14 protein-coding genes are annotated in these 13,602 nt (G+C 33.5%); 1 reads left to right on the top strand and 13 read right to left on the bottom strand.

Going from position 1 to position 13,602, the window contains the following annotated elements:
* Positions 1–232 precede the first annotated feature (232 nt).
* The 8 genes from RT228_RS05460 to RT228_RS05425 form a co-directional block, all read right to left on the bottom strand.
* Entirely contained in the window at positions 233–1,648 is a 1,416-nt protein-coding gene (locus tag RT228_RS05460; protein ID WP_006264055.1) for an outer membrane beta-barrel protein, read from the bottom strand.
* Positions 1,645–2,214 (bottom strand): RNA polymerase sigma factor, encoded by a 570-nt coding sequence (locus RT228_RS05455; protein ID WP_006258270.1) that lies wholly within the window; start codon positions 2,212–2,214, stop codon positions 1,645–1,647. The genes RT228_RS05460 and RT228_RS05455 overlap by 4 nt, the downstream gene beginning before the upstream one ends.
* A 51-nt stretch (positions 2,215–2,265) precedes the next feature.
* Positions 2,266–2,850, bottom strand: coding sequence for a DUF4840 domain-containing protein (locus tag RT228_RS05450; RefSeq protein ID WP_006261558.1), 585 nt, complete (start codon positions 2,848–2,850; stop codon positions 2,266–2,268).
* A gap of 347 nt (positions 2,851–3,197) precedes the next feature.
* Entirely contained in the window at positions 3,198–3,410 is a 213-nt protein-coding gene (locus RT228_RS05445) for a hypothetical protein (protein ID WP_059051563.1), read from the bottom strand.
* 11 nt (positions 3,411–3,421) lie between these two features.
* On the bottom strand, positions 3,422–4,525 hold the full coding sequence (locus tag RT228_RS05440; RefSeq protein WP_059051565.1) for a porin: 1,104 nt from the start codon (positions 4,523–4,525) through the stop codon (positions 3,422–3,424).
* A 429-nt stretch (positions 4,526–4,954) separates the two neighbouring features.
* On the bottom strand, positions 4,955–6,127 hold the full coding sequence (locus tag RT228_RS05435; protein WP_059051572.1) for a PepSY-associated TM helix domain-containing protein: 1,173 nt from the start codon (positions 6,125–6,127) through the stop codon (positions 4,955–4,957).
* 3 nt (positions 6,128–6,130) lie between these two features.
* A complete protein-coding gene (locus RT228_RS05430) occupies positions 6,131–8,470 on the bottom strand; it encodes a TonB-dependent receptor (protein WP_313138513.1) in 2,340 nt (779 codons plus the stop codon).
* 134 nt (positions 8,471–8,604) lie between these two features.
* Positions 8,605–9,126, bottom strand: coding sequence for an NAD(P)H-dependent oxidoreductase (locus RT228_RS05425; protein WP_059051576.1), 522 nt, complete (start codon positions 9,124–9,126; stop codon positions 8,605–8,607).
* A gap of 112 nt (positions 9,127–9,238) precedes the next feature.
* Between RT228_RS05425 and RT228_RS05420 the strand changes: the two genes are divergently transcribed.
* Positions 9,239–9,616 carry a helix-turn-helix domain-containing protein gene (locus tag RT228_RS05420; RefSeq protein WP_313138512.1) on the top strand — a complete coding sequence of 126 codons (378 nt, stop codon included), beginning with the start codon at positions 9,239–9,241 and terminating at the stop codon, positions 9,614–9,616.
* A gap of 347 nt (positions 9,617–9,963) precedes the next feature.
* Here RT228_RS05420 and RT228_RS05415 read toward each other — a convergent pair whose 3' ends face one another.
* From RT228_RS05415 to RT228_RS05395, 5 genes are all read right to left on the bottom strand, one after another.
* The gene (locus tag RT228_RS05415; RefSeq protein WP_041892754.1) at positions 9,964–10,521 is read right to left on the bottom strand and encodes a Smr/MutS family protein; all 558 of its coding nucleotides are present in this window, start codon (positions 10,519–10,521) and stop codon (positions 9,964–9,966) included.
* A complete protein-coding gene (locus RT228_RS05410; RefSeq protein ID WP_286435518.1) occupies positions 10,514–10,723 on the bottom strand; it encodes a hypothetical protein in 210 nt (69 codons plus the stop codon). The genes RT228_RS05415 and RT228_RS05410 overlap by 8 nt, the downstream gene beginning before the upstream one ends.
* Before the next feature lie 46 nt (positions 10,724–10,769).
* Positions 10,770–11,417 (bottom strand): pyridoxamine 5'-phosphate oxidase, encoded by a 648-nt coding sequence (gene pdxH / locus RT228_RS05405; RefSeq protein ID WP_059051580.1) that lies wholly within the window; start codon positions 11,415–11,417, stop codon positions 10,770–10,772.
* 11 nt (positions 11,418–11,428) lie between these two features.
* Positions 11,429–12,337, bottom strand: coding sequence for a ribonuclease Z (locus RT228_RS05400; protein WP_059051582.1), 909 nt, complete (start codon positions 12,335–12,337; stop codon positions 11,429–11,431).
* A 100-nt stretch (positions 12,338–12,437) separates the two neighbouring features.
* Positions 12,438–12,779, bottom strand: coding sequence for a hypothetical protein (locus RT228_RS05395; RefSeq protein WP_059051584.1), 342 nt, complete (start codon positions 12,777–12,779; stop codon positions 12,438–12,440).
* Positions 12,780–13,602: the final 823 nt, after the last annotated feature.

Here is a 13,602-nt window from a genome sequence, read left to right as displayed (position 1 = left end):
TCTGAAAACGCTTACTTAACTGTAAGCGTTTTTTTTTATCTCCTAAAAAAAAGCACCTCTGTAATTTATTACAGAGGTGCAGAGGGTGATAAATTAATTAAAAACATTACTATATATAACCTAACTACATAGTAATATGAACATAAAACTTACTAACACTTTACTTTTCACTTTTCATAGATTTTTGAAGATTGTAGTATATAGACACTTCTACTTCCGACCTTCTAAATGTTTATTCTTTACTTTCTATTGATTTCTTTGAATTAGGGATCGAATAACGCAACCCTAACTGTAAATTAAAATCAAAGGGCTTCTCTGTATAAATAGTTTTAATAGAACTCCCATTATCAAAATAATATCTCGCTCCTGGTTCTACAAAAAGCCCTACACTCTTTGCTAATTTATACTCCATACCTATTGCTACATTTGCAGATGTTTGTATTCCTTTTACAGTTACCTTTTCATCTGGTCTCTTTTCTACATTCTGATTAGCTTGAAACTTAGTTTTAAGTGTTCCATATACTGACTTCTCTATATGAAAACCACCATTGACATAAGCTGAGAAATTACCTTTCTCCCATAAATTATAATTCACCTGTATAGGCACTCCTACATAATGTAGTGTCTGAGTATTTATAATCTTATACTCTTGACTTCCCGAAGTAAGATCAGAGGATAATTTAGTATAAGTAATACCTGTATTGATTCCCCACTTATCTCCCATAGGATAGTATAACGCTATACCAAAGCGTATAGGCTTCTTATGCGTAATATCGGTATAGACCTCTTTATTCTGATTCACAACATAAATCTCAGATAACACCGCACCTGCCATTCCTAAATCCAAGGGTGCATCAGCTCCTACCTTCATCGCTCCACTCATTGTATTATATCCACTTTGTTGCATACTAGATGTAGAGGCTATATTACTTGATATTAACCCTAAAGAAAAGCCTCTATTCTTTTTTGACTTTACTTCAGTTTTAATTTCTTTTTCCTTTACCTGATTTTCTACAATAGCAGTTTCTAAGTTTTTATGACTTTCTTCTACTAAAGTCGCTAACTGTTCTTTAACCTCTTCTTTATCTACTGTATTTGGAACTATAGTTACATATTCCTTCTCTTGGTTTACTGAATTAGAATTGTCAGCTACCTCGACAATAGAAGGCTCTCTCCTCTCTTCTATTGCCTTGATAGCATGACTGCTTGCCTTCTCCTTTTCAGTTGAAGTCAAAGCTTTGGTATTTGTGTGTGTTTCTTTGGTAATTATCTCTTCTTCTACCTTATCTAGATATTTATTCTGTCTAGAATTAGGCGTTACCTCAGTCTCTTTAGCATCTATAACAATACTATCTTTTTCTTTATCATCATGCTGTAAAGCACGTTCACTTCTCAAATATAACTCTACACCTCCTACTAACACGATTGCTATAGAAGCCACAATCCCTATAACTCTTTTTAAGTCAATTCTTTTAGGTGCTCCTTTTTTATTTGTTGCTTGCTGTACAGTATCTGACCATAATGGTATGATTTTTCCCTTCTCTTCCCCAAAAAGTTTTTGTTCCAAATCCTCCCACAACCCCTCTGGTCCGATCTCTGTATGATCCTTCATCTTCTGTTCCAGATCATTTAACCATTTATCGTTCATAAGGCGCTTGTTTTGGGTTTATTATATAACTTTATCTTCTGCATGAGTATTTTCTTTGCTCTGTGAAATTGAGAAGCTGACGAACTCTCTCCTATTTCTAACAGTCTACCTATTTCTTTATGACTCTTTTTTTCAAAAACATAGAGGTTAAAAACCATTCGGTATCCATCAGGTAAAGAGCGTATCAATTCTAAAATCTCTGACTCTGGTATCTCATCTAAATTAGGTTCTTCTTCTTCAACTACCTCTACTAAATCATCCACTAGAGTAGGAAATTCTATTTTAGTAGTATCTCTAAGAAATTTTAAAGATTCATTAATGATTAATCGTGTCGTCCACGCTTTTAAAGAACCTACTCCCTTATACTCAAATGAGCCAATAGCATTAAAAATCTTGATAAAACTATTCTGCATCACATCTTTTACATCATCCTGACTCTTAAGATATCGCATACATACATAGGTAAAATGTCCTGAATAGAATTCATAAAATTCTTTCCAAGCAGATTGGTCTTTAGATTGTAATCTATCCACTAACCCTCGTTCTACACTATCTTTTTTAGTCATTTGTTGTATAAACATTATGTTTGGATCTAATATGGGTAAAACTAATTCTAATTACCTTTTAACAGATCCTGGAAAAAAATACTTCACTTCTACAAAGTCTTTATCTTCTTTTCCATCTACAGTTAATTTGTCTACTATCCACTCAAACTTCACCATATCATATCTATTGGACACATAGACTCCTTTATATTTTGTAGTAATATGCGCTACTACATCTTGTTTATTATCGTCCATCGGAATTGTGAACTTCAATTCTTTAGGATTCATAGTTAATATTAACGCTGTTCCTGTCTCATCTATTACAGACGTATAAGCAAGGTCATACTTTACCTTATCCATCTTATTTAATATTTCCTCCGTTTTTCTAGCATCTTTAACTACTGACCCTACAAGCTCCCTAACAGGTAAATTATCAAATACAATCAAACTATCATTAATTTTAAAAATTGTATTTTGTTCATTCATCCACTTTCCTTGTAGAGTAAAAGCTTTACCACTATAACTCCCTACTACATCTCCTATCTTAACAGGTTTATTTGGCTCTACATTATTATCATCACTAATGCACGATGTAAAACTAATACCAACTAAACTAAATAAGATCGTAAACATTTTAATTCTTCTTACTGCTCTCATTTTACTAGACTTTTAGTTTGTTTAACAATATTTCATAGTGAGTACTCATCTATATAAACCCAACTTTTAAAAATCCTTGCATGATGCAATTAAAAAAAAACTACTTATTCTATATAAATTTACAAAAACAACCTTTAAGACATTACAAAACAATACGTTGTATAAACAAATTTTTTTATTATTTACAGAGTAAAAGATAATCTATTACCCTTATCTCATAGTCATAGATGCTTATCTACTCCATTACCCATCAATTATAACTATAAAAAAAAACTTGCTACCCTAAATTAGGGCAACAAGTCTTTTTTAATCTACAAGTAAGAATGCTTACTCTATTTCTTCTATTTTCACAATAAATTATCTACCAAATCATACCCTTCAAGATATACATTATGTTCGCCAATATCATCAGCAACAACTTGCATTCTAATCTTTTTACCCTGTTTAATCAACGAACTAACTATTTGGTGTAATTCTCTATCCTCTTCCTCTGATAAACCTTTAAACAATTGCATTTTTTTGCTCTCCTCATCTATTAATAATTCATTGTACTTCATCATATTTACTCTATTTATAATTTAAACAACGGCACCATCCATCTCACCCCTACTGCTATCTGATGCTCATTCTTATCTGCTTTAGAAACTTCATAATTCTTATAATCATAATTTAAAAAGTTATAAGCTGCAAAAAGCCTAAGATCCTTAAACGCCTTATCATTAAATGGATTGTACTCGATAGCTGTAGAAACTCCCTTTAAAGCATAAGATACGTTACTCTCTACATCTTTTCTATAATTATACATCACTTTTACATAAGGAGTTACTTTATGGAACTTATACTTCACAGAAGCTGTCGTCACATTATCCTTCACATATGCGATTCCCTTAGTACTGGTGTTTAAATCTGTAAAAGCGGCATCGCCTACATTTCTAAAACCATACATCCAGTCTACCTCTGCCATAAAGTTATTCAATGTCAATCTATTCCCCATAGTTACCCAGCTGTAATACTTCTTCGCATCGTGTTGAAATAACGCATATCCATAGCGCGTTTTCAAATGTTTTTTAAATAATTCTCCTTCCCATAAAAACAATCCTCCATAAGCCTTATTTTTATAATCTTCTGCCGCAAACTGCTCTCCCTGAGAGACCATCTGTAACTTAAAAGACTGTCCTTTTACTTTATAAGCTACACTAGCTCCTGGACTAAAAAGCTCAATAGATCCAATGATATTCGTAAACATATATAGATCAGCACTGTTATAAGACAACTCCGTAGATCCCCAAGCAGTAAACTGTTTTCCCATTCCTACAGTCCAATGATCATCAATATTATACTCTAAGAAAGCAAACTCTAAGGCATTAGACGCTACTGATTCATTCAGTCGGTATCGAAGTGAGTAGGTAAGCTTATTATTATAATTCCCTTTTAAATAAACTCGCGACTGTACTAATCTAAACTTACTATCAGAGGTTCCTGATCCACTTGTCTTAGTCAAGTTCTCGTACTTTGAGTCTAGATATACTTCTAAGGTATTCACTTTCTTAGGCGCATCGGGGTTAGCCTGCTGTGTCAATACACCTAATAAAGTTGATTCTTCTTTTTTTTCATCTTGAGCCATCACACTTATCGTTCCCAATAGGATTGCACAGATTGTATATTTAATATTCATAGTTTGGTAGATTTTTAAAAAGTTTAATATAATTCTTTTTTAAATATCATTAACAAAACTTTACCATAATTGTACAAATATGAGTATTCTAAAGATAGAAGTTCAGACTCTCAAATAACACAACATAAAAAGCAATTCTATTTATTATGCTAAATAAACTCAATATTTCAATCAACAATAATCAACGCTATACGAACAAATACAGCTCATTTGATAGCTTAAAACGTCGTATTAAGATAAATACCTATAAGATTATGACACAAAATAGGTATCCTCATTTTATCTATATAAAACTATGTTTTTAACAAAACTTATTATATCTTTATAATGTTGTGTATTAGTATGAATTTAATGAAGAATCACTTTTTATGCCTAGGTAGGTGTATTAAGTGATTTTTTTATACAAAAAAAAGCCGTTAGTAAATGTTACTAACGACTCCTTTTTTTACTTTTCTTTTGTTTGTTCAACCAAATTATCAATCCTGTAACTGGTAAGGAAGCAAATATAAGTGATCCTATAAAAGCGAGTATCTTAGTAGGGTATCCCCATATCGTGCCTACGTGTAAATCGAAGTTTAAAGAATTTACTTTAGTGCCTAAAGCTATTGATGTATAAGTATGATCTTCACGAGTGACTATATCTCCTGACTTTTTATCAAAATACAACCATTCGAATTTACTCGTCTTATCCTGTTCTAAACGGATCTGTAAACTATGAGGCTCTTTCTCATCCTTAGATAAACGGATAGACATCATATCGGCATAACCGAACTTATCTAAGGCATAAAATACCGCATTGTCTAACGTATTACTTGTTATCTGAGGTACGGTATCAAAAGCAGTAGATTCCATTACCTGAAATTTATCTTCATCTACTTTATTAAGTGTTATTTCTACTGCTGATCTAAACTTAGGAAAAGCAAATAATACACCTGTCATCCCTATCACTATAGCTAATAGGAAGGTATACATACCCAACAAATTGTGCAAATCATGATTTAACCGTTTCCAATTGACAGAAAAATCAAATACGAAACTTCGTTTAAATGTCTTACCCTTCCACTTTTTAGGCCACCATAAGATCAGACCTGTAATCGTAATAACCATAAATAACACTGTACTTCCTCCTACTACCCAACCTCCTATTTTACTTCCTAATAGCAGATTGCGGTGTAACTGTAACACGACATAAAAAAACTCTTTCTTTGTATCTTCTACTTTCTGAACTACACCTGTATAAGGATTTACAAATATTCTTTTATAAAAAACTACTTCATTCCAATATCCTGTTGCATTCTTATCTGTCTTGAGTGCTCTAAACACCCAGGTTCTATCTTTAGCAGGATAAATATCTACTCTATTTATAGGGTATTGCTCTCCTACTGCTTGCTGAGCTATACTTTGAAGAGATGAGAATAACAATGTTTCTCTATTATAGTCACTTAAATTTTCCGTATCATCGATATAAAAATTACTTGGATAAACAATTTTCTTTATATCATCGTGAAAGACATAAATACACCCCGTAATACTTACGATGACAATAACAATTCCCGTTATTAATCCTAGCCACTTATGCAGCCATAGCATAAATTTCTTCATCTACTAGAAGTTGTATTGTACGCTTAGATTAGCCTGCATTCCATTTCCTCTCACATACTCTGCATCAGTCCCTCTGTATTGGCTCACTACTGGATAATACGTTTTATTAAACAAATTCTCAATACCGACATTTACCTTCCACGCTTTATTTAAGATATAAGTAGATGCTAAATTAAACAAACTAATGTCTTTTACAGGTCCTTCACTATTTTTATAACCTCCTTTTTCATTAGGATTAAAGCGATTTCTACTTCCTGAATACAACCAATATAACTGTATATTTAATTTATCTGATGCAGTATAATACACAAAAGCTGTCGCTTTAGGTGGTGAGATACGTCCCCCATTTAAGTATACTTTACTTCCATCGTCGAACTTTGCCTTTCCCTCTACATAAGCATAAGTTCCCCCTACTGTCCACTGTGGCGTTAGTGCGACCTCAGCAGTCACTTCGAATCCGTGTACTCGCTCAGATTCACGCTGTGCTACTAAATATCCTCCTATATCTACTAAATTAGCTCCTAACTTAGATGTGCTTAAAAAATATGACCCTGTAAAACTAAACATAGAAAACCTACTAGAGAACCCTACTTCGTAGTTATTCGTAATAATTGGTTCTGTCTCTAGCTTGTCTAATGTACTCTCTGTTGCTCTTCTTAAGATTCGCCCTAATTCATTAATAGCAAATCCTTGAGAAAAACTAATAAAAGGGTTAAAATACTCATATTTATTATAGCGTAACCCTACGTTAAACAATGTTGTTTTGTAAGGAATTTTACCTCCTTGAACGAAAATACTTCCCTCGTTATTAGACCCTGTAGCGATCGTATTAAAATCATCTACTTTTACATTTGCATTCTCATATCTAACTCCTGTTTTTAGTATCAAGTGATCTACTAAATCTATTTTTAATTGTGCATAGGGCGCAATATTCACCATATCCATTGTAGGGATATACACACGACCATCTGTTAAGTCTTGATCTGTTTTATCATTTAAAATATCTATTCCATAAGTCACTTCACTCGGCATCTGAAATACTGTAAAAGGAGTATTTAAGTTTAAGCGAATACCTTTCTTCTTAGAGTTAATTCTCGTTTGTCCAGGTCCAAACCATGCCGTTCCTTTTTCTACATAGCGGTTCATCGAGCGAAATGAATTCATATATAATGACACATCTAACTGTGTTTCTAAAAACAAGTCATTGTTCGTGTACCCCAACATAACATTGTGGTTATAAGGCGTACCTGAGTTTTCACCAGGATCTATCCCTGCTACACCTACCGTTGCTTCACTACCATACTTACCTATCTTACTGATATATCTGGCGTGTTGTGTACTTGTATAGCCATTATAAAAAGCGCGAATAGACGAATTATCATTGATATCATATGTGATTTGAGCGAACAAGTTCTTTTGATACGTATTAGACAGTCCATCTATCTGCCCTAATATCACTCCATCTCCGTCTCGCTGTAAACCAGTATAGTCGATAGACGCACCAGCCATATAGTTCCAATTTTTATACTTCCCTCCGAAAGACTGAGATACTTTATATCCTAATGTACCACTACTGTTCGCTGGATTAAACGAAGTTCCCAATACAGTAGTTCCACCAAAAGTTTGTTCTCCTCTATTTTTCTTGGTTATATAATTAATAATCCCCCCAGTAGAACCATTTCCATAAATAGAAGTAGCTCCTTTTATCACCTCTACACGCTCTATTGCAAATGGCGCAATCGAACGTATATCACGAGCTCCGTTCATCAATGGTGTAGATTGTGGAATCCCATCTATTAAGACTAATAGAGGCCTACCTCTTAATGTCTGTCCTGACGAAGTTCCCTTATTTGTCGCACTTCCTAGACCAGGTACTAGATTACTTAATATCGTCGAAATATCAGTTGTAACACTCATCTGTTTTTCCATCTCCTTCTGATTAATTATTGTTACAGAAGATGGAATAGTAGCTATATTCTCTGCTCTTCTACCAGCAGTAATAACAATCTCATCTAGTGATTCCTCTAATCTCTCTAATACAACCTCAATAGGGTTTTCTAATTTTGTGTTATTAATAGTAACCAATTGTTCCTCATAACCACTAGCTAAAACCAATAGAGTAGCTTCATTTGTTGTTATAACATCTATGGTCATCTCTCCCTTACTATCTGTTTCTCCTATTTTATCTCCATTAATAATAATCTCTGCTCCTCTAATTCTATTTAAATTTGAATCGCTCACTTTCACTAAAAAAGTTTGAGAAAGCACCGAAGTACTAAACAATAAAATAGTTAAATACACTACTTTAGTGAACATACTAGATAATATATTTGATGATAGCATCATGTTTATGTGTTGTTATAATTATTTCATTTCGCAGCAAAAATAAATAATTATTTATAACCATTCTATTTAATACTGTTTTTTTATACAAAAAAAAGCCGTTAGTAAATGTTACTAACGACTTGTCTTTCTGCTTATTTCTTCAATAATTCCACATATTGTTTTACAGCTTCACTCACTTCTTGCTCCGTAGGTCCATACGCATTATTTAACGCTACAAAGCCTATATAGTTCGCATCGATATACTTGATAGTAGCTATTACAGGTAATAAAAACTCTTCCACTGTAAATCCGTAATGACTATCTTTTACATAAGACTCTTTTACACCACCAGTAGTGGTTACTATACCCATTTTTTTACCTACTAAAGCACCTTGTTCTACTCCGAATGCCCATCCATAAGTAAAAACCTCATCTAGCCATAACTTCAGTAAACTCGGTACATTAAACCACTGAGTAGGGAACTGAATGATTATTCTATCGTGATCTAATAACAACTCTTGTTCCCTCTCCACATCTATCTGCTCATCGGGATAAACCTCATAAATATTGTGAATTGTAAATTGTACATCTTGTGGCAATGCTTCTAACAATGCTCTATTCGAATTTGACCCTACATAATTTGGGTGCGCCAATAGTATTAATACTTTTTCCATTGTAATTATTTTCGTGTTTAAAGTTACTCTCTTTTGGAGAGCAAATGTATTACCTTTGTATAGGCCAAACAAGAACGTACGCCTAAGTAAGATACTAACCTACAAGTAATTAATAATTAAAATCAATAAGTTAAACCTAAAAAATATTTTAGAAGCAGATACATGTCCTATTAGATTAGTACTCGACAGAATAGGTGAAAAATGGTCTATGCTTATCCTTCTCCTATTAAGAGATCACGGTGTAATGCGTTTTAATGAAATAGATAAAGCAATAGGAGATATTTCTCAAAAAATGCTAGCCAAAACTTTAAAAACCTTAGAAGCTGATGGTTTTATTACACGAAAAGTATATCCTACCGTACCTCCTAAAGTAGAATATACACTTACTGAACTTGGATTAGACTTAGTTCCCTATATCGAAAACATATCAGTCTGGGCATTTAATAATTTAGAGACAATTCTAAACAATAGGAAAGAATTCGAAAAGTAATTAATATAAACTTCTCTGTCTGCTTTCTCTTAACTCAATCGACATAGACATATCACAAATACAACTAATAAATCATAACAGAAGCACTTAAACTAAATCTATAAAGCAATTATATGTATTACACAACGTATATCCGCACAGTGATGTTGGCGCGGATTTAAATCCGTGTCGTACATTCCACACAGTGATTCCATAACAGTAGGAATGTATTACATACATCTAACACCATGCATATCCATATAGCATAGGGCATATATATCCACAAAAAAACGACAATACAGCCTAGCCATATTGTCGTTCTATATCATATCAAGAGTCTTTTAAAAAAGAACTAATTCCTAATTAATTTATCTGACGTTTTGTTTAAAGTAAATCTGTGTAGCTCCTAATCCATACTTTTGATAATTCGCATCTTCAGCTACTATCTCGGCATATCTACTGAATAGAAACTCTAACTCAGCCTTTAATACCCCCTCTCCTACACCATGTATAAATACAATACGAGGAATACGATTGCGGATAGCGAACTCCACCTGTCCCCTAGCTGTATCTAGCTGTAGAGTCAGCATATCGTGCTTCTCCATACGTCTATAGTCATTCGTAAGCTTCTCTATATGCAAATCTACTTCTAGGATAAACTCATCCTTACGCGAACGTTTTTCCTTCGTAAAGGAACGTTTTATAGGATCTACTTTTTCTTGTAGTGCTTCACTAACTGAACTTCTAGTACTAGCCGAGCGCATATCTACCTCGTCCTCTTTAGCTATTTTTAAAAGCTCATTCGGTTTATACGTTAATATAAAACCTTCTTTAGATTCTATAGTTACCTCATCTCCTATAATATTAATGACAACTCCTTCTTCGTTCTCATCTAATACTTGTACATAATCTCCTTTGCTAAGCATCTTTCTCTTCTTCTTTTGCTTGATTGATTAAATCTTTCTTTATTCCTGCATCGAACTCCCGTTCCGCAGGTCCTTGTTGACGAGTGTTACTAGGTGTCTTTTGCATCAATTTCGCCATGGAGAAAAAGAACAAGGCTACACCCACTACTTGCACCCATATTTTTGGTTGGTCCTTAGAACTTTCCATTAACGCCCATCCCATAAAGAACAGGGTTGCGATAGTTAATATGATCTTTGCTATTTTCATACTACGGTGCTAGTCGTTCTATTTTCCAATCTAAACCATCTTCTGTCAGCGTATATCGAATACGATCGTGAAGGCGATTAGCTCTTCCTTGCCAAAACTCAATAGACACAGGCTTTACTACAAATCCCCCCCAATTCTCAGGGCGTTTTACCGTATCTTCAATTGCTTCTTTTTCTAATTTATTAATAGCATCTTCTAGTACTTGGTGATTAGGGATAACCTCACTCTGATTAGATACGATAGCACCTAATCGACTTCCTAAAGGACGGCTATCAAAATAATTATCAGATTGAGCTACACTAGCCTTACTAGCGATACCTTTGATAATAATCTGACGCTCCGCAGAAGGCCAAAAGAATGATAAACACAAATGTGGATTAGCGATAATAGCCTTCCCTTTCTCAGAGTTATAATTTGTATAAAACACAAATCCCTCTTCGTCATAAGACTTTAAGAGTACCACTCTAGACTTCGGAAAGCCATCCAAACCTATTGTAGACACTGTCATTGCATTTACCTCATCTACTCCACCGAAATCCTCTATCTCATAAAACCATTTCTTGAATTGCATCATTGGGTTTTCGTCTACACTACTTTCCAACAATACACTCTTCTCATACGATTTTCTGTAATCACTTAAGTCACTCATATCTAAATCTATTATAAGTCAAACACTTTACCATCGTCTGCATTCAGTATTTTACCACTAAACACAGTCTCTGCTTCTTTCTTAAACAAGGTAATATCATTATATCTCGTAGAATAATGTCCTAATATTAAAGTCTTTGCATTCGCTAGTTTTGCAATACTTGCCGCCTGCTTAGCAGTACAGTGTTTCGTTCGTTCTGTATAGTGCTCTTCACTGTCTAAGAAAGTACTCTCATGGTATAATACATCTACATCTTTAATGATAGGTACTATGGCTTCAGAATAGTAAGTATCTGAACAGAATGCGTAGCTCTCCGTAGGTTCTGGATCATAAGTAATATCCTTATTATCCACTACAGTACCATCATCTAATGTGATATTACCACCACTTTTAATTTTCTGATAATAACATCTATCAATACCTAAATCTTCAATAGCTCCTATGCGCAACTTTCTATCACCAGGTTTTGTTTCGAATAAATACCCATTTGTATACACACGGTGATCTAATGGTATGGTACGTACAATAACCTTATCATCTTCAAATACAACTCTACTCTCCTTACTCGTCTGTTCATGAAAGAACAACTTATATCCTGAATAAGAATTAGACAATCTCAGCTGCAACAAAGTCACTTCCTTAATTCCCTTAGGTCCATAAATATGCAAATCAGAAGTTCTGTTTAACAACATATACGTTGAGATCAACCCTATCAATCCATAAAAGTGATCTCCGTGTAAATGAGAAATAAAAATATGATTGATACGTTGAAACTTCAACTTATGACGCCTTAATTGTACTTGAGTTCCTTCACCAGCGTCGATTAAAAACATCTGCCCTCCCATCTCTAAAACTTGAGATGTAGGGTTAGTTATCGTTCTTGGTGTTGCTGCATAACAGCCTAATATAATAAGTTTCAATACTATTTTGTTTTAATTTTTGAGCTTGTAATTTACAAAAACGACAAGCTAAGTCAAAATAAAAGGCTTAAATTACTTTAAGCCTTTTGTATATTTTTATCTAAAATCCTAAGTCTCTTTGGATTTCATCCATTTCTATCAAATCACGTGCTTCCTGTAAAGTCGGAGCAATAATCAAATCTCCATCAAACTCATTAAAGTCAATTGACTCTATAACGATAATAAAAGACTTATTAGCCTCCTCTATATGTCGTATAGCTAGAGATTCAAAACACTCTAAATCCTCTTCTAATACCTCATATTTAACCTTTGTTAAATCTAGTATTAAATTAGACTGTAGAAGGCTATGCTCATACTGCTCTTCTAGCTTTTTAAGAAACGTTACTATATCTCCCTCGTCACTCGTTATAATAAGTGTATGTCCTTTTTCTTTTACTTTCATTATATACGCCTTAATTTGATTAAGCGAATATAAAACGAATATAAATACTATCATATAGCAGAGCAAAAATATTATGGAAATACGCATCCGCAATCGTAGGGATGTATTACATACATCCAAATAAAACATCCTTGGATGTTTTCATAATGATTACATATCAAATGGCGTAATATGGATTGTGTGCTGAATGAACGTGATATATATTAAAGTACAGACGCATTATTATGCGTGTCACCCCCCTTATATTATTACCAATAAATCATTCTAAATCTTTTAAAAATAGTGTTTTTTACTTTTCTCAAAACGAACCATTAAATCCTGTAAAAAAATGGTTCGGCAATTACCGAACAACGCTACAAACCCAATGATAAAAAGGGATTCACAAGTTTTATGCGAGCTTTGTTCGGGAGTCCTTCGGAAGAGGTTCGGAAAAACAGGGCTTTTTCCGAACAAGCCCCGAACAAACACAACACAAAGCATGATAAACACTGGGGTTAAGATAACATAACCTCAAACTAAATCTAAAACATATGGTATAAAATACGAAAAATAAGCCTGTTTAAAAATGGTGTTTTTTAAGGCTTTACAAGGAAGTAATGTACTTTGATTTGTTTACTTTTCAAACAATAAGAATCAAGGTATACACCTGATATAAAAACAAGTACGATACAAATATACGCTTTTTTTAAAAACCCAAAATACACAATAGATGTATAAACGAAAAGTAATTATGTAAAAATAGCTCTGAATTAGTGATACAAGCATACAATAGTATGGTTTTAGAAGAAATGAAAGAGATATGAAGCAGAATTGCTTTTGTAGT

It is taken from the genome of Myroides sp. (assembly GCF_032073645.1).
Lineage (GTDB): Bacteria > Bacteroidota > Bacteroidia > Flavobacteriales > Flavobacteriaceae > Flavobacterium > Flavobacterium odoratimimum.
Note: the sequence above shows the minus strand (reverse complement) of the source record. Positions and strands in the feature narration are given on the sequence as shown.